Below are 20,708 nucleotides of genomic sequence, written 5' to 3'. Positions count from 1 at the left end.
GCGCTCCGCAATGTTTTGCGATCCCTGCCAGGGTTGATCTGAACGCTGCCTCACAACTTCGGCAATCCAGGTACTGTTGCCGGAGATGCCCGTTTTCGGGGCTGTGAGCGCTTAACAGCTGCCCTACTCCGCAGAAGCCCCTTCGGTAACCTTGTCCGCCTTATTGCCCGTATTGTCTTTCGAATCACCACGCTTGCCAGTGGAGGCTTGCGGGGGCTTGCCACCCACACCGGTGGATGTCGGCGTGCTGGCATCTGGCGTTCCAGCGGCCGGTGTTGCAACCGCGGCACCAGATCCGGGGCTGGTAGTGGTGTTGGCTCCGGGAGGGTTGGGGCTTGCCTGATCCGGCTCCTGTGGCGTTTGCATGTCCGGGTTACCCATACCATCAGGGGGCGTCGGCGTGTTGCTGGGAGGAGGTGTGTCGCTATCGTCGCCAGTATCCGATGGCGCCGAGTTGTCATTCATCTGCTCGCTCTGCGGCTGATTCATCGAATCATACGCATCTTTTGCCTTGTGCTCGCCACCACGCGAAATAAAATAGCCGATGATCAGTAACAAAATAATCAGTGGAATCAGTAGCTTCTTCATACTGCGACCTCTCGACGCCAACCAAAATCAGAAAAATACCCGTCGCAAGGCCAGCCCGGTCATGCAATTTACAGGCGGCGGACAGCGTTGGTAGCTATGCGCCGCTCGCCCTGCATCCCTGCGGTAAAACCTGTGGCCTGAGCCCTTTTGGCGCCAGAAGGCAGTGTCAGATAATCCGATAAAACAAAGCACATTCGCTAAAGAAGGTGGCGCCAATACTGATAAGAATAACCCGGCATTGGCGTTCTTCAAGGAATCCGCCTCCCTTATTAGAGGTTGGATTGCTGTAAGTGTGGGAAGACTTAAAACCGGAGATTATATAAACCGGGCAACCAAGGGGTTGCGGGAATCAAGCCGCGAAGTGGCGTGCCTAACCCGCTCCGGAGTGGATAAGAACCCCTGTACCAGAAACAAACCAGGGCAGCTTCGCCACAACTTTGCCCGGTGTGAACAGGTTTGGCTCCGAGCGGTCAAGTCACTGAGTATTGCCAACAGTGCCGCTGCATCAGATTCCACCACAACCGCCTCACAACTGAGCAGCTGCAGCCTGCCGTAGGTATCGCGCCCGGCAAAGATCAAGTAGCGCCCACCTCTTTCCAGTTTCCTGTCGCAGTACTCCAGGCCGAGGCGGAAGGTGATCTGCTCGGCAACCGCCCCTTTCCACACCCGGCTGGGCGCGGCGGAATACACATAACCCGAAATCGCAGTAACCCCCGGCGCCGAAAGGGCGCTGTCTACATCCCGGTGGATATCGATCACCTCCACCTGCGCCACCACCGCAGCCCCGGCGAACTGCGTTTCCAGGTGAGCGGCGGTTTCCGAAAACACCGCTTCGCCGCGGTCCTGCCAAGCAAAGGCCAGTGTGGCAAACAACGCGGGAAGAAAAGACGCCAGGCGCAGGGTATTGTTAACAGGCTGGCGGCGTCTCACGGCTATTCTCCATTATTTCTGCAGTGGCTGATTGACTGACAGCACAGCCGGACAACAACGCTCTGGTGATTGTTTCGGCAAAAGGCGTTGAGCCGGCCAGGTAAGCGCCTTAGCCGGCCATAATGGCTTTTCTTAAACCAATACAACGCCACACAGATGGGCCGGTATTTCAGGCCAGGTTATCAAGAAATTACCAAAACTCCGGATATTTGCCTGTTTGGGCAACTGGATGCCCTTTCGCGAAGCAAGTGCCGCTGTATCGGCGACAGTATGGCCCACACACAAGCAATATGGATCACAGCGGCAGGAGCTCGAGCTCCACGCGGCGGTTGGCCTGACGCCCGGCTTCGGAATCATTGCCAGCCAGCGGGTAGCGCTCACCGTAGCCAATGGCCTGCAAACGGCCAGAGGAGAGGCCATTGCGACTGAAGAAGCCCGCCACAGAGTTAGCCCGCTGCTCACTCAACGCCTGGTTGTAGACATCTGAACCGGTGCTGTCGGTGTGGCCGCTGACGCGGATCGCGGTTTTGTCAAACTCCTGCAGCACTACGGTGACGGAATCCAGAGTGTCGTAAAAACCCGGGCGGATATCAGAGCGGTTGGTACCGAAAGTGATATTACCCGGCATGATCAGACGGATATTGTCGCCTTCGCGCTGTACGCCCACACCGGTGCCCTCCAGGCGCTGTCGCAGTGCCATTTCCTGCTGGTCCATATAATAGCCAATACCACCGCCGATAGCAGCCCCCCCCAGAGCGCCGGTAAGCGCGCCCTTACGGCGATCTTTTTTACTCGCGGTAGCCGCACCGATAATGGCGCCCGTGAGCGCACCTATGCCAGCCCCCTTTGAGGCATTACTGGTTTTGCTTTCCCCGGTGTAAGGGTCCAGAGTGGAACAACCCACCAGTGAGCCCAAAGCGAGAATTGCTACCCAATGTTTCATTATTGACTCTCCTAACATACTTTTACTTTACGGGTATCGGGATGCACTGTGCACAGTGCTCCTGCACAGTCGCGGGAGTATCCAGCGCGCAAGCTGACTGGCTGCTGAATCCATCCAATAAAATCATGCAAAGACTACGGCGAAGTGGTCGCCGGTTCCACCAACCAGTCCCCATTGCACATCATCAAGCACATCAAAATTGCACTATCGTACAGATTTTTTGAACAGAAAGCGGTCAAACTCTTTTCTTCCACAAGTTCTGTGGATAACTCTGTGTATTAATAAACAAAGGGCAGCGACAAACGGCATAAACCCTGGCTCACAGCATTTTGCACAATTTTTAAACTCTTTATTTTTACCTTTAAAAACAATGGGTTATAAAAAGTAAAACAAAACCGTGACAATTGTACCTCGTCAACTTGAGGCGTCACTTTCTCCTCATAAGCATGTGGAAAAGTTTGTCAATACCCCTGGCGCGAGAGGACAAACATTGCTTAGACACTTTTGAACTTACGCTCCCGGTTAAGTGGCACCAGACCCATTTTGTTTTCTTATATGCCAGTCAGTGAAGGTGACCGCACAAGGGGCAGTCCCGGAAATAGGGGCAACTTCCTGCACGCCAACAGCATTCACAAGTCACAACCAAGCCGGTCGCTGAATGTCTTCTGACTGCCAGATTGACTAATAGTGCGGCGGCTTGTCACCCGAGGGCCTGGCACCCCCCGGTAATTCACTGCTGATTGCACTGTACTTCTGCATCAACTCACGCATATGGATTAAAAGACGGCGGATATCGGCATCCTGCCTGGTAATCACATCATTCAACTGGGTGATCGTATCTTCCTGAAATGCCAGCCGGGCCTCCAGTTCATCAATACGCTCGACCAGCTTTAGAACAGCTTCTGTCATGACAGCAAACCGTACAGCACACGCACCAACTCAACCGCGCGCCGATCCATAAACAGGCTCTGGCCCAGGCGCGTGGTGATATAGCCCAAACCCAGCCCCCGCTCCGGATCGGCGAAACCAATACTGCCGCCGGCACCTGGATGGCCGAACCCCCGGGCTCCACCGAAATGTAAATCTGCCGCATCACCACTCAAAATGAACCCGCAACCGAAACGGACTTTGGCCTGCAGTATCCTGTCATGGCCACAGCTCTGCTCTCGCGACGCCTCCGCTACCCAGTCTCGCGACAAGGTAGTTGGGGCTTCCAGTGCCAGGTCACCGTAAACCGCTGCCAAGTCCCGGGCACTGAAATGGCCATTGGCCGCGGGAATCAGTGCATCGCGCCACGGTTGGCCGTTGGTGCCCATCACCAGACTCACAGGATTGCCGAATGCCATGGCCACGGGACCCTTACGATCTTCCTTGATCGCCCGGCCTATGGCGTTTTCCCGCAGTTCCGGCAGGGGTTGTTTCAGCGGGCCCACATCCGCAATACGGTGTGAACGGTGGCCATTGGCACCGAAACCGCCATCGAGGCCCAGGGGGTTGGCCAGTGATTCCCGATAGAGTTCTGGCAAGGGCTTTTGCGCAACCCGCTCAATCAGTCCACCGAGGCTCCAGCCATACAAAAAAGGGGCATAACCCTGCTGGCTACCCGGTGACCACCAGGGCTCAGTGCGGGAAACTTCCGCGCAGGCAGCGTGCCAATCGTAAATCAACTTGTCTTCAACACGCTTGCGGAAAGCCACCAGACCGCCTCGGTGGCAAAGTAATTGACGCGTAGTAACCGTCGCTTTGCCCTCGGCAAATTCCGGCCAGTAGTCCGCCACCGGACGGTCCAGGTCCAACTTGCCGGCATCCGCCTGCTGTAGAGCCATCAGTGCCAGCACACCCTTGCTGGCAGAAAATACATTTGCAATCGCGTCTTCGGTAAAAGGGCACTCCGCATCCCGGTCCGCGCTGCCCGCCCACAGGGAGCAGACCAGTTGGCCATGCTGGCGTACCGCAAAGGCCGCCCCCGTATCCCCGCACTCGCGAAAATTCCTGGCGAAAGCATCCTGAAGGGCCTCAAAACCGGGGGCACAAAAGCCGTATATTTCCATCTCTCTATTTCCGGTAACACTGTCGGAAGCCCGCAAGGTTAGTTTCTTCCCCTCGCCGGCGCAAATCGGTAGTATGGCGCGTCCAGAGCGAGGGGCCGATATGATTGAACAAACTGCCATCCAGGACCTGATTTCCGACAATCACTGCTTCGGCTGCGGCCCTGACAATGACCACGGACTGCGCATCAAAAGCTACTGGAGCGGCGAGGATAAAACCCGCTGCGTATTCACACCCGCTGCCCATCACAGTGCCGGTCCCGCACGCTATTTAAACGGCGGGATCATCGCCACAGTGATCGATTGTCATACAGTGTGCACCGCCATCGCAGATGGCTACCTTCAGGCCGAGCGCGACATCGGCGCCGGAAGCACAATCTGGTACGCCACCGGCAAACTCGCAATCCGCTACCTGGCTCCCGCCACCATTGACAAACCTGTGATACTCGAAGCCTCTATCGTCGAGCGCAGCTCCCGAAAAACCGTGCTGCACTGCGACCTGAGCAGCAGCGGACGCCTGTGCGCCGAGGCACAAGTGATTGCTGTACGTGTACCGGAGGCGTGGTAATTACCCGTCGCCGAACCAGAAAGATTCAGGCTTCCTGCACCTCCCCCGCATCCTCCAACCTGTGTCCACAGAATTTGCAGTATTCCGCATCCGGGTCATGGGCGCTGCGGCTACAGTTATGGCAGGTCAGTTGAATGCGCTCCCGATGCATTTCACCGGCCAGTTCCACGGTGAGAATGCCTGTTGGCACGGCAATAATGGAGTAGCCAATCAACATGGTCATAGCAGCGATACTCTGTCCCAGTGGTGTTTGCGGAGAGATATCCCCATAGCCCACAGTTGTTATGGTGACAATGGCCCAATAAACACTGGTGGGAATACTGGTAAAACCGTGTTCCGGGCCCTCCACCACAAACATCAACGCGCCAAAAATAACGCACATCACCAGCACGCTGGAATAAAACACAAAGATTTTTCTCCGCGCCAGCCCAAAGGCCCGCAGGAGGATATTGGCATCGCGCAAATAGCGCACCAGTTTGAGAATGCGGAAAATGCGCAGAACCCGCAACAGGCGAATCACCAGCAGGTAGGTGGCGCCAGTATAGAGGAGGGCCAGGTAACTGGGCAGTATCGCCAGCAGGTCGATAACCCCGTAAAAGCTGAAAATATAGCGGCGCCGGTTGACTGAGCAGTAGATACGCGCAATATATTCCACCGTAAAGAGCCCGGTAAACACCCATTCAAGCGCGATCAACAGAGGACCGTAATGTTCTGCAACAGTGCTGATGGATGCCAGTAACACCAGGCCCACACTAACCACAATGGCCCAGATCAAAAAAACATCAAAGTTGCGCCCGGCAGGTGTGTCTGTACCGAATATCACCTCATTGAGCAGTTTTCGACGTCCCGTCAACGCCATTTCTCACCCCGACTACAAGCTGCTGCCAATTTGCGACGAGATTCTAACCCCTGGGCACAGGCAGGTCGCCCTCTATTTTCAACCCCGTCGCAATCCACGCAGCAGTCTGTGTTGCGCCTTTGATTTCCCCTTCCCCTCAGGCACAATCGCGCCCTGCACACACAGAGTAACCACCGACCGGGGAGAGCCATGGCCAGGGAGAACCGTCACGTCTATTCCACCGACCGCGGTCGTATTGCAGAAAAATCCCCGCAGGAGAAACGCCACCAGGGCAGCGCCATCGTGCGCATACAGAGGGAAACCAAAGGGCGCAAAGGCAAAGGAGTGACTTGCGTGCGCGGCCTCGCGGGCACCGACAGTGAACTGAAACGGATGCTGGCAGAAATGAAAAAGCGCTGTGGCTGCGGCGGCACTCTGAAAGACGGTGTTATCGAAATTCAGGGCGACAAACGCGCCGAGATCAAAACGCTGTTGGAAGCGTGCAACTACACCGTCAAACTGGCCGGTGGCTAAACTGTGCGCAGCAAGCGCAGAGGATTCACCCCCAACTGCTGCTCCTGCTCCAGGCAGGAGCCCAGCAGGGCCCCCAACTGCACCCGGTAACCTTCCATAATCACTGAAGCGGCATATCTGCAGCGGGATTCCATCACCTCAAGCGCTGCCCGCATCTCCCGGTGATGACGCGGGAGGTCGGGTTTGACCTTGATATCCAGTACGCTATGCAGTCCTTGCGCTTTTAGCGATTCCGATGAACGTACAATAGCCTGTAGAGCGTTGAGTGCCCTGGCGCTGAGCGCCAGATATTTTTTCACCAGTTCGCGCTCCACCAGTTCGGGGGTGAGATGCCTGGCGAACAGGGCGAGACTCTTGCTGTAGCCAGCGAGCTGCTCCAGGTGGGGTGCGAGGGGTTCATAAGCCGACAGACAGCGCAACTGGATCTGCGCCGCCTGTCGCACTTTGGACGGCATCAACGCCACTGCCAGGCACAGGCGCTGGTAGAAAACGGCATAAATTTGCTGTAACTGCCTCTCCGTTTCCTCCAGATCAGACCGTTTCACCGCAGCCATCTCCTGGGCAGCGACCAGGCTTGTGCTTTCCAGGCAGTAGTCCTGTGGGCTGATCTGTACCTTGACCCTGATCAATGCCGCACCCAACTGCATGGCCACAAGACACCCCAGTAACTCTTTCCGACGCCCGCGAAGGCCTCGCAGCTCAACCAGCTTGCCGCGCAACCAATTGATCGTGGCCTGCAGATCCATACCCTGCACTTGCTCGGTAACGGGGCGGTCGAGCGGCAAAAGTGTGTGCGGTGGCAGGCGGTTAAAATAGGCATCCAATACACCAGCGGCCTCTTGCGCCCCGCAGTTTGAACGCAACAGTTGCCGGTTTGGCACAATCTGGCAATCGGGCCCGGCGCTGGCAACACTCACCCCCCGCGTCAACGTATCCAGATCGCTGAAAAAGTCCCCCAGGGAAAATGCCCTGGTAACCCGTGCCGGCAACCGCTGCTGACTGACCGCAGAGATGCGCGCGTCATCCGCGGCCTGACCGCAGTCCCAGGGGTCACTCACCTGTGCCATGGCCAGCTCAATGGCCTTGCAGGTTTCCCCATCCAGATTTTCCAGCGTCCACTGCACTGCCGCAGGAATATTCTCGAGACACTGCCCCAGTGCCAAGGCATCGCGGTTAATTCCGGCAACAAGTAAGTCCGCATGTACGAGACGGTGCCACCTTTGAGCAAATTCCGCGAAAGCCTCGTTGCCAATCACCCCCGCTGCATAGAGATCCGCGCGGGTCTCAAGATGCTGTGCAGCACGGCCGGTAAGCGCACGATGCAGGTTGTCCAGGCGTTCAATCAGCGGCAGTAAAAAATGACCACAAATCACCAGTAAACGATGCACCGGCTTTTGCAGCCCCCTGGGCGTGCCAGTGATACAAACTGCACTGCGTTCGTTTTCCAGGGCCCACTGCATTAATTCCAAACGGCGACCCCCATCCAGCACCAGCCAGGCAAAAAACCCACTCATCCTTCCGCGATAGAGACCCAGCGCCCGCGCCGCCAACGCCAGACCGTCTCTGCCCGGGAGGGAGACCACACAGGCAAGCCCCAGATTTAAGGGCAGCACCTGGCTTAACACCTGGGAGAGGCTCGGCCCGGAGAAAACTTTGGCACCTGGCCCAACCCATACCCGCTGTACTTTCGGCAGGCCAACGCTGGCGGAAAGTAATTCGAGTAAGCGCAACAGTTCCCGGCCCTCGGAGCGACTCAGCTCCCGCACACCGGGTTTACCTTGCAGATCACGGGGAAGCCGGAAATAAGGCAAAGCAAGCAGCAGGACAGCCATGAAAAAGGCCGCCGAAACAAGGCTAAGGGCCACAACAGCCCCGTTCAGCCCCCCATGCCAAATGGCCAAGGGGATCTGCCAAAGGGCATAGCCAGCCCCATACAGGCAAAACCCCAGCAACAGAATAAAAATCCCCGGCAATACAGCGGCGGGGATCAAACCCAGCAACACCGGGCCAGCGCCGGAGACCCCGGCAGGGGGGAGGGTTTTGTCACCACTGAATAGGTGTTCCACCCCATCGGTGGCATTGCAGGGTGGCACAGTGTTAAGCCCAGCCCCCTTGGGGGAAGCTGCTGGCTGATGCCTTGTCGCGCTTTGTTGGCGATGCATCGTTGCATTGGTACGGTTGCCTTTAATGACCGGGATATTTGCCCTGCGCACCTCGCCGCGGTCTGTTTTGGTGCCCTGGGCTCTGCGCCGCTGGGCAACTTTGATCCTGGCAATCAGCTGTAGGTTGTCAAATTGCCCCGCTGGGTACACTTTTACACGCAAACCGATGTTGTGCAGACCGGCACGATATTTCAGTACCTGTGCAGAAACCAGCTGATCTTTGATGACCCAGCCTTTCAACAAGAGCCTGTGGGCCTGGGCTTCGGGGATAGAAAACAGCCTGGCTGCATCCTGTATCACCAGATCCGGTTTTTTGCCGTACAGCGTCCGCCCCATGGAGACTATCTGGAATAACCCCTGACCTGGCATCTCCCTCTCCCGTCACCAAGTGACACAAAATGTCAAATTTGTGGCATTTTTCGCGCAGAATAAAAGATTCAGGGCAACGCCGGTGCGCGCCAGTTCTCAGGAGGCCCGTGTCAATTGAAAATTTGTCAGGAAAGGAGGAAAAGCGCACAGTTTTGCCGGCATATCTTCCAGCAGCACTGCACTACCAGTGGATGTCACTACAAGGCGCTGTATAGTGCGGCCCCAGATTGGCAAACCGCTTCTGCCTGTGTAACGCCGGACAACATCAGGGAGCAAAAATCAACAGAATACGATCTGCCAGATCGGCAATAGAGAGCCCTTTGCCTCGCGGCTTAAACCAACTGTAGGTATGACTGAGGGCGCCCACCAACAGGCGTCGCACCAGTGCCGCATCCCCACCGCGACACCTGGCCGCCCGAATCGCACCCAGCCAAATGTGCTCGTATTCATCCCGTAAGCGCAGCACTTCCTTGCGACTCTCTTTGGATAGGCTGCGCCATTCCAATACCAGAATGGAAAAGCCCGGGACTGCCTGGCCGTGAATCGCCTCCAGTTCCGACTGAATGCAGGCGCGCAATTTATCCCGCGGCGACTCAGCCCCTTGCACCGCACTATACATTCGCGCACTGGCAAAAATAGTGACCTCCCGCATCACCGCACAGAGAATCTGCTCTTTGCTGGCAAAGTGGTGGAAGATGCTGCCGGACAGAATACCGACCTCGGAAGCGATATCCCGTACCGTGGTTCGGGCAAAACCCTTCTGCTCAAACTGCCGCGCAGCCACATTGAGCAGGCGCCCGCGGGGAGAGCCCGGATCGGTGAGTTCGCCCCGCTCTACCAATGCGCCGATCAATTGCTGCGGGCTTAGATTTTGCCGCTGCCGGGCCAGACTTGCGGTGCCTTTGTGCACTGAACTTTCCCCAAAACAATCCGCACTTAGTAACGGCCGAATGAATTTTTCATCAAACGGGTGACAATGGTTGAATACCAAGCGCTTGCTTGGTAGCGTTAGGGTATTCTGCGTATTCAGTCGCGCGGGTGCAAGCAGCAACGATAAAAACTGACAAGCCACAAGAGCTTGATAAAAGGAAATTTTCATGCGCTATCACAGTCAGCTGCGTCCCGGCAGCTTCAGTGAACAGACCCATATCGTTACCGGTGGCGGCAGTGGTATCGGCCGCTGTATCGCCCATGAACTGGCCAGCCTCGGCGCCCGCGTTCTGTTAATCGGGCGCAGCTTGGACAAACTGGAACGTGTTGCCGGGGAGATCGTTAGCGACGGCGGTGAATGCAGCTACTACAGCCTCGACATCCGCGACGAACAAGGCGTAAAGGATACGGTCGCCAAGATTGTGCAGGCCCAGGGCAGGGTTCACGGACTGGTGAACAATGCCGGCGGTCAGTTTCCCTCCGCCCTGGAGCACATCCCTGCAAAGGGCTTTGACGCTGTTTTGCGCAGCAACCTGCTCGGTGGATTCCTGATGGCCCGGGAAGTGTATGTGCAGTCCATGAAAACCCACGGTGGCAGCATCGTCAATATCACCGCAGACAACGCTGGTGGCATGCCGATGATGGGGCATTCCGGTGCCGCCCGTGCAGGCATGGAAAACTTAACAAAAACCGCTGCACTGGAATGGGCGGCCTCCGGAGTCAGAGTCAATGCCGTGGCGCCCGGCTATATCCTCACCAGCGGCCTGGATACCTACGATCCCGAATTCCTGCGCGAACTGTTACCGGGCTTTCGCGAAACAATACCCCTCTACCGTCTGGGCGAGGAAGCAGAGGTAAGTGGTGCCGTGTGCTTTCTGCTCTCTGATGCCGCCGGCTATATCACCGGCCAGACACTGCGCATTGATGGCGGCTCCAGCCTCAAGCACCACTCCCCCCTCTGGCGTCCTGTCGCAGCCAACAGCGTCAAGCGCTTTAACGGCTTCCACCGCAAACGCCGCCCCAAAGTGGTGGAAGCGCTGGAAGCAGAGGGCAAGCTCTGATGCAACCCATCGACTCCCAACTGGACAACCACTGCAGCGATTTCAACAACAACCGCACCGCGATGCTGGAGCGGATCGCCCACTTCCGCGAAGCCGAACAGCGACCGGCACAGGCCGAGCGGGAGCGAGCCTCCCGCTACCGGGAACGCGGCTGGCTGCTGCCCCGCGAGCGCCTCAACCTGTTGCTGGACCCGGGCGCGCCATTTATTGAGCTGTGCGCTCTGGCAGGCTACAAGCTCTACGATGATCAGGACGGCAGTGGTGCCGGCGGCGGTGCCCTCTGTGGTATCGGCCAGGTCAGCGGACGCCGCTGTATGGTGCGGGTAGACAATTACGCAGTGAAAGGCGGCACCATTTCCCCAGCCGGTATGGATAAAGCCCTGCGCATACAGCGAATAGCGCTGGAGAACCGCCTGCCAGTGATCACCCTGGCGCAAAGCGGTGGCGCCAACCTGCAGTATGCCACCGACACCTTCGCCCCCGGCGGACTCGGCTTCGCCAACCAGGCGCGCATGTCCGCCGCCGGCATTCCTCAGGTCACAGTCGTACACGGTGGTGCTACTGCCGGTGGTGCTTACCAGCCGGGCCTGTCCGATTATGTGGTGATGGTGCGTGGACAATCCGGTATGTATCTCGCGGGCCCCCCCCTGCTCAAGGCGGCAACCGGAGAAATTGCCGACGAAGAGGACCTGGGCGGCGCAGAAATGCACTGTGGGGAGTCCGGCAGTGGTGACTATCTGGCCGAGAGCGACGCCGATGGCATCCGCATAGCACGGGAAATTGTCGCCACCCTTCCCTGCCAGCACGCACCCAATCTTCCAGAGGAGTATGCAGATCCTCACTACCCCATCGACGACCTGCTTGGCCTGATTCCCGCCGACAGCAAAAAACCCTATGACGTACGCGAAATTCTCGCACGTATCGCCGACGGTTCTGCGATGTTGGACTTTAAAGCACAATTTGACCGGCAGACCGTCTGCGGCCATATCCGCATTGAAGGAAACCCACTGGGCATTATCGGCAACAATGGCCCTATCACCCCCAAGGGTGCCAACAAGGCCGCGCAGTTTATCCAGTTGTGTGAACAAAGCGGCACGCCACTGCTGTTTTTACACAACACCACCGGCTTTATGGTCGGTACCGAGGTGGAGCACCACGGCATTATCAAACACGGAGCCAAAATGATACAGGCTGTCGCCAACGCCAGTGTTGCCAAGCTCAGTATCGTGGTGGGCGGCTCCTACGGTGCCGGTAACTACGCCATGTGCGGGCGCGGCTTCGACCCGCGTTTTATTTTTGCCTGGCCCAATGCGCGCACGGCGGTCATGGGCCCGGCCCAGGCCGGCAAGGTATTGCGTATTGTCACCGAACAGAAAATGGCGCGCAGCGGCCAGGTAGACACTGTGTTATTGGACAAACTGGAAAACGACACCAGTGCCTTTATACAGGAAAATTCCGATGCCCTGGCCTGCAGCGCCCGCCTGTGGGACGACGGCATTATCGATCCCCGCGACACGCGTAAACTGCTGGGTATGCTGCTGGCAATCTGTCGCGAGGCGGGATCTGTTCCAGCGCGCCAAAATACCTTTGGCGTAGCGAGGTTCTAGTCATGTTGCACATGGCCCGGGAATCTCAACCGGACGAAAGGCAGTCAGTTCGCGAATAAAAAACCCCCGCAGAAAAAGCCCATAAAGAGGATAAAGCATTCATGATACTCAGCGAACAGCACCGGGAATTACAGCGCACGGTAGAGCATTTTATCCAGCAGGAAATCAACCCCCATGTAGAGAAATGGGAGAAAGCCGGCAGCTTTCCCGTTCGCGACATCTTCAGACAACTGGGGGATTTGGGTTTGCTGGGCATCAGCAAGTCCAGCGACTATGGCGGGCTTGGGCTGGATTTCAGCTACGAAACCGTTTTTCTGGAAACGCTCGGTGGTGCCCATTGCGGTGGTGTACCCCTGGCCATCTCGGTACAGACCGCCATGTGCACCCCGGCGCTGGCAAACTTTGCCAGCGCCGACCTGCGCGGGCAATTCCTGACCCCGGCAATTCGCGGGGAGATGGTCGGCGCCATCGCCGTGTCCGAATCCGGCGCCGGCTCGGATGTGGCCGCCATCAAGACGACCGCAAAAAGTGACGGCGACGATTATCTGGTCAACGGCAGTAAGATGTGGATCACCAACGCGCCCTGCGCCGACTTTTTCTGCACCCTGGTCAACACCAGCGAAGGCAAGGCCCACAAGAACAAATCCCTGCTGATTATTCCCACCAAAACACCGGGGCTGCGCATTGGGGGAAAACTGGAGAAGCTGGGGATGCGCTGCTCGGAAACCGCACCGGTATTTTTTGACAATGTGCGGGTTCCCAAACACTTCCGTATCGGTGACGAGGGAGCCGGCTTTCTGTTGCAGATGCTGCAATTCCAGGAGGAGCGTCTCGCCGGCGCCGCCCTGACCCTGAAGGGCCTGGAAAATTGTATCAGCAGTACCATCGACTACGTGCGCGAGCGCCACGCCTTCACAGCGCCGCTACTCGACAACCAGACCGTGCACTTTGCATTGGCGGAGATGCAATCCGAAGTGGAGTGTCTGCGGGCACTCACCTGGCGCGCGGTAGAAGCCTATGTGGCGGGTGAGGATGTCACCACGCTGGCCTCCATGGCCAAGCTCAAAGCGGGCCGGCTGTCCCGTACCATTCCCGATCAGTGCCTGCAGTTCTGGGGTGGTATGGGCTATATCGAGGAAACCCGCATCAACCGCGCCTATCGCGATAGCCGCCTCACTGCCATCGGTGGCGGCGCCGATGAAGTGATGCTCGGTATTATCTGCAAGCTGATGGGCATTCTGCCCGGCAAGCGCAAGTCCGGCGAATAGAGTGGAGGTCCAGTATGCAAACGATCATTGATGAAACCATCGGCATTGCCCGGCACCTCACCCTCAACCGCCCCCGGCAGCGCAATGCCATCAGCCTGCACATGGTGGACGAACTGCTACAGAAACTGACAGAGGCGGAGACCGCTTCACAAACCCGGGCTCTGGTACTGCGCGGTGTCGAACACAACTTCTGCGCAGGTGGGGATATTGGCGACATGCTCACTGCCCAGCAAGGCGCCGGCGATGGCGATACGGATGCCTTTTATCGACTGAACCGCCGCTTCGGCGAACTGCTGGAGAGAGTCAACAGCACCCCGCTGGTGGTGATTGCTGTACTCGAAGGCGCCGTGATGGGTGGCGGTTTTGGACTGGCCTGCAGTGCCGACATCGCCATCGCCGATCACAGCTGTCGCTTCGCGTTACCGGAGACCCGCCTGGGCCTGCCCCCGGCACAGATTGCACCATTTGTGGTTGCCCGCGTCGGTCTGTCCCAAGCGAGGCGGCTGGCATTGAGTGGCGCCACTCTGGAAGCACGGGAGGCGCTGGATATCGGCCTGATTCACCAGTTGCTGGGCAGCTCCACGGCGTTGGAGGCCGCACTGCGGGAACACCTGGGCAATATCAATGCCTGCGCACCGGGCGCTCTGGCTACCACCAAACAACTGCTTTTGCAGGCCGCACAGATTGCCGACAAGTCCGCCCTGAGCCACCTGCTCGACACTGCTGCGAAACACTTTTCCAGTGCCATTCAAGGCAGCGAAGGCCGTGAAGGCGCCCGCGCTTTTATGGAAAAACGCGCACCGGAGTGGCAACACTGATGTCCGCACCAGCCACACTCCTGATCGCCAACCGCGGGGAAATTGCCCTGCGCATCCTGCGCACGGCCCGAGCCGAGGGCTATCGCACCGTTGCGGTGTTCAGCGACCCGGATCGCCATGCCCCCCATGCCAATAGCGCCGACCTGGCCGTCGCCCTCGGCGGCCAGACTTCCGCGGAATCCTATCTGGATATTGACAAAATCCTCTCTGCCGCAAGGAAAACCGGGACCACCGCTATTCACCCGGGCTATGGATTCCTGGCCGAAAACGCCGATTTTGCCCGCGCCTGCACAGAGAACGGCCTGCGCTTTATCGGTCCCCCCGCTGAAGTCATTGAGCTGATGGGCAACAAGCGACGCGCCAAAGCGTTTGTTTCCGCTGCCGGTGTGCCCTGTATCCCCGGCTTTCAGGGAGCCCAGGATGACCGCACCCTGATGGCAGAGGCGGATCGTATCGGCTTCCCCCTGATGATCAAGGCCGCCGCCGGCGGCGGCGGCCGCGGCATGCGCCTGGCCCACAGCAGCGCCGAACTGGCAGCGCAGCTGCGCGCCGCGCGCAGCGAGTCCAAGAACGCCTTTGGCAACGACGAACTGATTCTGGAACAGGCCCTCATCGGCGCCCGCCATATCGAATTCCAGGTGTTCGCCGACCGACACGGCAACTGCATCCACCTGGGCGAGCGAGACTGTTCTGTACAGCGACGCCACCAGAAAGTGGTCGAGGAGTCCCCCTCCCCGGCAGTGGATGCAGATCTGCGCACAACCATGGGAGAGGCCGCGGTAACCGCGGCACGTGCCTGTGGTTATGAGGGCGCCGGGACAGTGGAATTCCTGCTCTGCCCGGGTGGCGAATTCTATTTCCTGGAAATGAACACCCGCTTGCAGGTGGAGCACCCGGTGACAGAAATGGTAACCGGTTTCGACCTGGTGGCCTGGCAGCTGGCTGTAGCCCGCGGCGAGGCGCTACCGGTTACCCAGCAGCAGGTCAGCCAGTGTGGCCACGCCATTGAAGTGCGTCTCTATGCGGAAGATCCCCAGCAGCAATTTCTGCCCCAGGCGGGGCCTGTCCTCTACTGGCGTGAACCGGATAGAGACGGGGTGCGCATTGATCACGCTTTGGGGGAGGGCGCTGAAATCACCCCCTTCTACGACCCCATGCTGGGCAAGCTGATCGCCTGGGGACAGGGCCGCGAAGCCGCCCGGAGAAAACTGCGGCAAGCGCTGGCCCAGCTGCAGCTTATTGGCCCAAAGAACAATATTCGCTTCCTGTACCAACTACTGATACAGCCCGAGTTTATTTCCGGCGATGCCGATACTGGTTTTCTGGACACAACCGCCAACCTCACTGTACCCGAAGCAATATCCAGCGATTGGGTGGCACTAGCGGCGGTACTCAATCACCAGCGTTTCCTGAAACCGCAGGATAGACGCGGAGGGCGCACTAACTGGCGCAGTGGCGATAGCAGTGTGCCCCTGCACTACCGCCTCAGTACCGAAGGGCGAGACTTCGAGTGCGAGCTGCTGGCGCTGGGACCACACCACTACCGGGTGAGCGTGGCGGAGCAAGCCCATCAGATTGAAATGCAGCCACAAACGCTCGACAACACCGCGACTGCCGCCTTAACGATCGACGGCGTCGCCCAGAAACCTCTTTTCCTGCAACAGGGCAATAGGCTCTACCTGTTGCAAGAGGGCCGCCAACTGCAGTTCGAGGATCGAAGCCAGGCACCGTTACAGGCAAATCTCGCTCAGGGCAGCGGCCATGTTAGCGCCCCGATGGACGGCGCCCTGCTGGAAATGCGGGTAGAACTGAATCAGACCGTGCGCTGTGGCGATACCCTCGCTGTGATGGAAGCCATGAAGATGGAACACCCCCTGCGCGCCGATCGCGATGGCACCGTTATCAAGCTCGGGGCCTGCGCCGGCGACCAGGTGCGCGGCGGTCAGCTCCTGGTGCAGATAGAAGCTGCCCCCAACAGAACCACCCTGCTTCCCGGCAGTGACTCTTCCTAGAGGACTCCACCGTGTACGATATCGATGCCTCCCGCATGGCCAGCCCCTTCTACGGCGAGAGCCACCGGCAGTGGCGCAATCAATTGCGCCGTTTTGTCGAGCGGGAAATTCAGCCCCATATCACCCACTGGGACGAGCAGGGCCTGCTGCCGGGGGCCCTTTGGAAAAAGGCTGCCGAAGTGGGCCTGCTGCAAATGGGTTACCCCGAGCGCTATGGTGGCATCGAGACGGATGCCTTTCATATGATTGTTGCCGCCGAGGAGCTGGCGCGCACCGGTGCCGGTGGTCTCTATGCCAGCCTGATGGTGCACGGAATCGCCCTACCCCCGTTGTTGTACTACGGCAGCGATGCCCTCAAAGACGCGGTGATACCGGCAGTACTGCGCGGCGACAAACAGATCTCCCTGGCCGTCACCGAACCCGATACCGGCTCTGACGTGGCCAATCTTCAATGCCGTGCGGTGCGCGATGGCGACAGCTACATTGTCAGCGGGGAAAAGACTTATATTACCGGAGGCATGCGGGCCCATTGGTTCACTACCGCCGTGCGCACCGGCGGTGAGGGATTTGACGGTATCTCCCTGTTGCTGATACCGGCAAACGCACAAGGGGTCAGCCGGCAGCTACTGGACAAAAAGCAGGGCTGGTGGTGTTCAGATACGGCCAGCATCTTCTTTGACCAGGTGCGTGTGCCCGCAGACAATAGAATCGGCGCAGAAAACCAGGGCTTCCTGCCTATAGTGCACAATTTCAACCGCGAACGCCTCGGTATCGCCGCCTCCTGCGTGGAGTACAGCCGCGTCTGTCTGCAGGATGCGATCGAATGGGCCCAGGCGCGCAAGACCTTCGGCAAATGCCTCGCCAGCCACCAGGTGATCCGCCACAAATTCGCACAGATGCTGCAACGCATTAATGCCACCCAGTCCTATATGGATCTCTGTGCCTGGGCTGAACAACAGCAGCAACTGAAGGTGGCGGAGATCGCCCTGCTCAAAGTTCAGGCCACAGAAACCCTCGAGTATTGCGCCCGTGAAGCCATGCAGGTGCTCGGCGGCGCCGGCTATATGCGTGGCGGCCGGGTTGAGCGTATCTATCGCGAAGTGCGGGTCAATGCGATCGGGGGTGGTTCCGAGGAAATCATGCGGGATTTGGCTTCCAGGCAGATGGGGGTTTAGGGATTTTCACACTTGGCACAGGCTATTGACCCTACCAACGAATACCAGGGGCCTCTTGCAACCAGAATCCCTCGGCCCGACACTCTATCCGGCATTTGCCCGGCTGGATTGTAAGATTTATTCCCCCCGCCAGGCCACAGCCGGCAACCCGCATCCCCTCTTGGATAGCGCTGACCAATGAAACAAATTAAGCCAAACTATTTCGCCCACGGGTTTTTATCCCCTATTATACGGCCCAAACTGACAGCCCCCTCTGATCAAAAAACAAACAAACTGGTGGACTTCCGGTTCACTGTTACCTTTGCACACCGACGATTGTTAAGAGTACTTCATGAGTAGCAACCACCATCGACTGATCATTCTCGGCTCGGGCCCCGCCGGGTACACCGCTGCGATTTACGCAGCCCGCGCAAATCTGAAACCCGTCGTTATCACCGGTATGCAACAGGGTGGACAATTAACCACAACCACAGAGGTGGAAAACTGGCCGGGTGGCGCTGCGGACCTGCAGGGGCCCGACCTGATGGCCCAGATGCAGGCCCACGCGGAACGCTTCGACACCCAGGTTATTTTTGATCACATCGAATCGGTGGACCTGAAGCAACGCCCATTCACTCTGCAGGGTAACAAGACCTATACCTGCGATGCACTGATTATTGCCACCGGTGCCTCGGCCCAGTACCTGGGTCTTCCCTCTGAAGAGGCCTTTCAAGGCCGCGGCGTCAGCGCCTGCGCAACCTGCGATGGTTTCTTTTACCGCGATCAGAAAGTAGCCGTGGTTGGTGGTGGTAATACCGCCGTAGAAGAAGCGCTTTACCTGTCCAATATCGCCAGCGAGGTGACCCTGATCCACCGCCGCGACCAGCTCCGCGCAGAAAAGATTCTGCAGGATCGCCTGATGGAAAAAGTGCAAAACGGCAATATCACTGTCTGCTGGCAACACACGCTGGACGCGGTTCTGGGCGATGATAATGGCGTTACCGGCCTGCGTCTGCGCAATACACAGGACAACACCACCAGGGAATTGGACGTATCCGGTGTCTTTATCGCCATCGGCCATAAGCCAAATACCGACATGTTTAAGGGGCAGCTGGAGATGCATGGTGGCTATATCATTGTCCGCAATGGCCTTGAGGGGAATGCCACCCAGACCTCTGTCGCAGGCGTTTTTGCCGCCGGCGATGTGTCCGATCACATCTACCGCCAGGCGGTGACCTCTGCCGGCACTGGCTGTATGGCGGCACTGGATGCCGAGCGCTTCCTGGACGCGCAATAGCGAGTGAACCCGATTCCCGGCTGCTAGACCTCCGGATATTGTTCCGCCCCTCAGACAGGAGTCAGGCCATGGCAAGTACCCAACGCTTGGTGTGGCTCGACCACCAGCGTATCGCCTTCCCGCCCACAGCGGCGGCACTGGCGGACCCCAATGGGTTACTGGCTGCGGGGGGGGACCTGACCCCCGAGTGGCTGCTGGCTGCTTACCGGCGGGGGATTTTCCCCTGGTACTCGAACGGCCAACCCATCCTTTGGTGGAGCCCCTGCCCCCGCTGTGTGGTTTTTCCGCAAGCATTCCGTGTGGGCCGCAGCCTGCAAAAAGTATTGCGCCGCAAAACCTTTCGGGTCACATTTGACCGCGCATTCGAGCCTGTTATCGATAGCTGCCGCGCACAGAGGGCCAGTGGGGAGGGCACCTGGATTACCGATAGGATGCGCCGAGCATTTATCCACATGCATCATCTCGGTCACAGCCACTCTGTGGAGGTATGGCGCAATGGTGACCTTGTTGGGGGACTCTACGGTATCGCCATCGGGCGTGTATTTTTCGGGGAATCGATGTTTCACCGTGAGAAAGACGCCTCCAAAGTCGCTTTTGTTCACCTGGTTCGGCAATTAGAATTGTGGGGCTGCCCGTTGATCGACTGCCAGGTGGGCAGTCCCCACCTGGCCAGCCTGGGGGCAGTGGAGATCTCTCGCAGGGATTTTGAACACTTGCTGGAAAGCGGGCTACAACAACCCGCCTTTGCAAAGCCCTGGAAGCTTTCGTGGATTTATGGGTAAATACTCTCAGCTGGACTCAGTCCGCCTCCTGGCCACTCTGCCCCACCCCTGTGGCTACCTGCCGGACCGGGAAGCCAATACAGTATTCGTGGACCCGCAGACCGAGATGGACCAGCGCCTGTACAATCACCTTTCGGAGCTGGGGTTCCGCCGCAGTGGCGCCTACCTGTACCGCCCCCAGTGCGCCACCTGCAAGGCCTGCATCCCGGCGCGGGTGCCGGTGAGTCTGTTTGTCCCCAACCGCAATCAGCGCCGCTGCTGGAAGCGCAACCGGGACCTGGATATCTTCCATATCGAAACCATCGACACCGATGAGCACTACGCCCTCTACGCGCGCTATATTGAACAGCGCCACGCCGACGGGGAGATGTACCCCCCCGGTCGCGAACAGTATCGCAGCTTCCTGTGCCAGGCCTGGGGAGCCACACGCTATATCGAACTGCGCGCACGGGGCGTGCTGATCGCTGTGGCCGTCACCGATCTGCTCACTGCGGGCCTGTCTGCCATCTATACTTTCTTCGACCCGGATGAGGACAGGCGGAGCCTGGGCAGTTACTCTATTCTCTATCAGATTGAGTGGGCAAGACGACTCGGCCTTGCCAATCTCTATTTGGGTTATTGGATTGAGCAGTGCCATAAAATGGCCTACAAAAGCCAATTCCAGCCGATAGAAATGCTCGTGGAGAACCGCTGGAGACTAAAACCCCTCTAGCGCTGACAGACACGCCCTTTGCTCTAGCGCCTCTTTTCGTGCAAAATGCTCGCCCGTCGAACCGCGGCTAGACCAGAGTGTCTCCGG

19 protein-coding genes are annotated in these 20,708 nt (G+C 58.3%); 11 read left to right on the top strand and 8 right to left on the bottom strand.

The features are described from left to right. Positions 1 to 123 precede the first annotated feature (123 nt). From ACL7TT_RS14935 to ACL7TT_RS14915, 5 genes are all read right to left on the bottom strand, one after another. Positions 124 to 588: a RodZ family helix-turn-helix domain-containing protein gene (locus tag ACL7TT_RS14935; RefSeq protein WP_413396570.1), complete on the bottom strand. Its 465-nt coding sequence runs from the start codon at positions 586 to 588 to the stop codon at positions 124 to 126. A gap of 315 nt (positions 589 to 903) precedes the next feature. Beyond that, positions 904 to 1,518 (bottom strand): hypothetical protein, encoded by a 615-nt coding sequence (locus ACL7TT_RS14930; RefSeq protein WP_413396569.1) that lies wholly within the window; start codon positions 1,516 to 1,518, stop codon positions 904 to 906. 295 nt (positions 1,519 to 1,813) lie between these two features. Then, a complete protein-coding gene (locus ACL7TT_RS14925; protein ID WP_413396567.1) occupies positions 1,814 to 2,461 on the bottom strand; it encodes an OmpA family protein in 648 nt (215 codons plus the stop codon). A gap of 681 nt (positions 2,462 to 3,142) precedes the next feature. Next, positions 3,143 to 3,370, bottom strand: coding sequence for a SlyX family protein (locus ACL7TT_RS14920; protein ID WP_413396565.1), 228 nt, complete (start codon positions 3,368 to 3,370; stop codon positions 3,143 to 3,145). Then, complete coding sequence (locus tag ACL7TT_RS14915) at positions 3,367 to 4,512, bottom strand: serine hydrolase domain-containing protein (RefSeq protein WP_413396563.1); 1,146 nt, start codon at positions 4,510 to 4,512, stop codon at positions 3,367 to 3,369. Before ACL7TT_RS14915 ends, ACL7TT_RS14920 begins: the two co-directional genes overlap by 4 nt. A 100-nt stretch (positions 4,513 to 4,612) precedes the next feature. On the opposite strand from ACL7TT_RS14915, the gene ACL7TT_RS14910 reads away from it, so the two are divergent. Next, positions 4,613 to 5,077 carry a PaaI family thioesterase gene (locus tag ACL7TT_RS14910; protein WP_413396561.1) on the top strand — a complete coding sequence of 155 codons (465 nt, stop codon included), beginning with the start codon at positions 4,613 to 4,615 and terminating at the stop codon, positions 5,075 to 5,077. A 25-nt stretch (positions 5,078 to 5,102) separates the two neighbouring features. On the opposite strand, the gene ACL7TT_RS14905 is transcribed toward ACL7TT_RS14910, so the two are convergent. Next, positions 5,103 to 5,936 carry an ion transporter gene (locus ACL7TT_RS14905; protein WP_413396559.1) on the bottom strand — a complete coding sequence of 278 codons (834 nt, stop codon included), beginning with the start codon at positions 5,934 to 5,936 and terminating at the stop codon, positions 5,103 to 5,105. Between the two features lie 189 nt (positions 5,937 to 6,125). Here ACL7TT_RS14905 and ACL7TT_RS14900 point away from each other — a divergent pair, with 189 nt between their 5' ends. Further along, positions 6,126 to 6,449 carry a translation initiation factor gene (locus ACL7TT_RS14900; RefSeq protein ID WP_413396557.1) on the top strand — a complete coding sequence of 108 codons (324 nt, stop codon included), beginning with the start codon at positions 6,126 to 6,128 and terminating at the stop codon, positions 6,447 to 6,449. On the opposite strand, the gene ACL7TT_RS14895 is transcribed toward ACL7TT_RS14900, so the two are convergent. Then, a complete protein-coding gene (locus ACL7TT_RS14895) occupies positions 6,446 to 8,980 on the bottom strand; it encodes a hypothetical protein (protein WP_413396555.1) in 2,535 nt (844 codons plus the stop codon). The genes ACL7TT_RS14900 and ACL7TT_RS14895 overlap by 4 nt on opposite strands. Before the next feature lie 265 nt (positions 8,981 to 9,245). Next, positions 9,246 to 9,890, bottom strand: coding sequence for a TetR/AcrR family transcriptional regulator (locus ACL7TT_RS14890; RefSeq protein ID WP_413396554.1), 645 nt, complete (start codon positions 9,888 to 9,890; stop codon positions 9,246 to 9,248). 187 nt (positions 9,891 to 10,077) lie between these two features. Here ACL7TT_RS14890 and ACL7TT_RS14885 point away from each other — a divergent pair, with 187 nt between their 5' ends. The 9 genes from ACL7TT_RS14885 to ACL7TT_RS14845 all read left to right on the top strand — a co-directional run bounded on the left by ACL7TT_RS14885 (position 10,078) and on the right by ACL7TT_RS14845 (position 20,621). Then, positions 10,078 to 10,971, top strand: coding sequence for an SDR family oxidoreductase (locus tag ACL7TT_RS14885; protein WP_413396552.1), 894 nt, complete (start codon positions 10,078 to 10,080; stop codon positions 10,969 to 10,971). Next, positions 10,971 to 12,578 (top strand): acyl-CoA carboxylase subunit beta, encoded by a 1,608-nt coding sequence (locus ACL7TT_RS14880; protein WP_413396550.1) that lies wholly within the window; start codon positions 10,971 to 10,973, stop codon positions 12,576 to 12,578. Before ACL7TT_RS14885 ends, ACL7TT_RS14880 begins: the two co-directional genes overlap by 1 nt. Before the next feature lie 101 nt (positions 12,579 to 12,679). Continuing rightward, entirely contained in the window at positions 12,680 to 13,846 is a 1,167-nt protein-coding gene (locus ACL7TT_RS14875) for an acyl-CoA dehydrogenase family protein (RefSeq protein WP_413396548.1), read from the top strand. Between the two features lie 14 nt (positions 13,847 to 13,860). After that, positions 13,861 to 14,664 (top strand): enoyl-CoA hydratase/isomerase family protein, encoded by an 804-nt coding sequence (locus tag ACL7TT_RS14870; protein ID WP_413396546.1) that lies wholly within the window; start codon positions 13,861 to 13,863, stop codon positions 14,662 to 14,664. Continuing rightward, a complete protein-coding gene (locus ACL7TT_RS14865; protein ID WP_413396544.1) occupies positions 14,664 to 16,676 on the top strand; it encodes an ATP-binding protein in 2,013 nt (670 codons plus the stop codon). The genes ACL7TT_RS14870 and ACL7TT_RS14865 overlap by 1 nt, the downstream gene beginning before the upstream one ends. A gap of 11 nt (positions 16,677 to 16,687) precedes the next feature. Then, complete coding sequence (locus ACL7TT_RS14860) at positions 16,688 to 17,851, top strand: acyl-CoA dehydrogenase family protein (protein ID WP_413396542.1); 1,164 nt, start codon at positions 16,688 to 16,690, stop codon at positions 17,849 to 17,851. A 331-nt stretch (positions 17,852 to 18,182) separates the two neighbouring features. After that, positions 18,183 to 19,127, top strand: coding sequence for a thioredoxin-disulfide reductase (trxB, locus tag ACL7TT_RS14855; RefSeq protein WP_413396541.1), 945 nt, complete (start codon positions 18,183 to 18,185; stop codon positions 19,125 to 19,127). Between the two features lie 68 nt (positions 19,128 to 19,195). Beyond that, the gene (gene aat / locus ACL7TT_RS14850; protein WP_413396539.1) at positions 19,196 to 19,909 is read left to right on the top strand and encodes a leucyl/phenylalanyl-tRNA--protein transferase; all 714 of its coding nucleotides are present in this window, start codon (positions 19,196 to 19,198) and stop codon (positions 19,907 to 19,909) included. Beyond that, the gene (locus ACL7TT_RS14845) at positions 19,902 to 20,621 is read left to right on the top strand and encodes an arginyltransferase (protein ID WP_413396537.1); all 720 of its coding nucleotides are present in this window, start codon (positions 19,902 to 19,904) and stop codon (positions 20,619 to 20,621) included. Before aat ends, ACL7TT_RS14845 begins: the two co-directional genes overlap by 8 nt. The last annotated feature ends 87 nt before the right edge of the window (positions 20,622 to 20,708 follow it).

The sequence above is a fragment of the Microbulbifer jejuensis genome (assembly GCF_047289955.1).
In the GTDB taxonomy this organism is placed as follows: domain Bacteria; phylum Pseudomonadota; class Gammaproteobacteria; order Pseudomonadales; family Cellvibrionaceae; genus Microbulbifer.
Note: the sequence above shows the minus strand (reverse complement) of the source record. Positions and strands in the feature narration are given on the sequence as shown.

Excerpts from the sequence above, each read along its gene's own strand:
- ACL7TT_RS14935 (WP_413396570.1), bottom strand. The coding sequence starts at position 588 with ATGAAGAAGCTACTGATTCCACTGATTATTTTGTTACTGATCATCGGC.
- ACL7TT_RS14925 (WP_413396567.1), bottom strand. The coding sequence starts at position 2,461 with ATGAAACATTGGGTAGCAATTCTCGCTTTGGGCTCACTGGTGGGTTGT.
- ACL7TT_RS14920 (WP_413396565.1), bottom strand. The coding sequence starts at position 3,370 with ATGACAGAAGCTGTTCTAAAGCTGGTCGAGCGTATTGATGAACTGGAG.
- ACL7TT_RS14915 (WP_413396563.1), bottom strand. The coding sequence starts at position 4,512 with ATGGAAATATACGGCTTTTGTGCCCCCGGTTTTGAGGCCCTTCAGGAT.
- ACL7TT_RS14910 (WP_413396561.1), top strand. The coding sequence starts at position 4,613 with ATGATTGAACAAACTGCCATCCAGGACCTGATTTCCGACAATCACTGC.
- ACL7TT_RS14905 (WP_413396559.1), bottom strand. The coding sequence starts at position 5,936 with ATGGCGTTGACGGGACGTCGAAAACTGCTCAATGAGGTGATATTCGGT.
- ACL7TT_RS14900 (WP_413396557.1), top strand. The coding sequence starts at position 6,126 with ATGGCCAGGGAGAACCGTCACGTCTATTCCACCGACCGCGGTCGTATT.
- ACL7TT_RS14895 (WP_413396555.1), bottom strand. The coding sequence starts at position 8,980 with ATGCCAGGTCAGGGGTTATTCCAGATAGTCTCCATGGGGCGGACGCTG.
- ACL7TT_RS14885 (WP_413396552.1), top strand. The coding sequence starts at position 10,078 with ATGCGCTATCACAGTCAGCTGCGTCCCGGCAGCTTCAGTGAACAGACC.
- ACL7TT_RS14880 (WP_413396550.1), top strand. The coding sequence starts at position 10,971 with ATGCAACCCATCGACTCCCAACTGGACAACCACTGCAGCGATTTCAAC.
- ACL7TT_RS14875 (WP_413396548.1), top strand. The coding sequence starts at position 12,680 with ATGATACTCAGCGAACAGCACCGGGAATTACAGCGCACGGTAGAGCAT.
- ACL7TT_RS14870 (WP_413396546.1), top strand. The coding sequence starts at position 13,861 with ATGCAAACGATCATTGATGAAACCATCGGCATTGCCCGGCACCTCACC.
- ACL7TT_RS14865 (WP_413396544.1), top strand. The coding sequence starts at position 14,664 with ATGTCCGCACCAGCCACACTCCTGATCGCCAACCGCGGGGAAATTGCC.
- trxB (WP_413396541.1), top strand. The coding sequence starts at position 18,183 with ATGAGTAGCAACCACCATCGACTGATCATTCTCGGCTCGGGCCCCGCC.
- aat (WP_413396539.1), top strand. The coding sequence starts at position 19,196 with ATGGCAAGTACCCAACGCTTGGTGTGGCTCGACCACCAGCGTATCGCC.
- ACL7TT_RS14845 (WP_413396537.1), top strand. The coding sequence starts at position 19,902 with ATGGGTAAATACTCTCAGCTGGACTCAGTCCGCCTCCTGGCCACTCTG.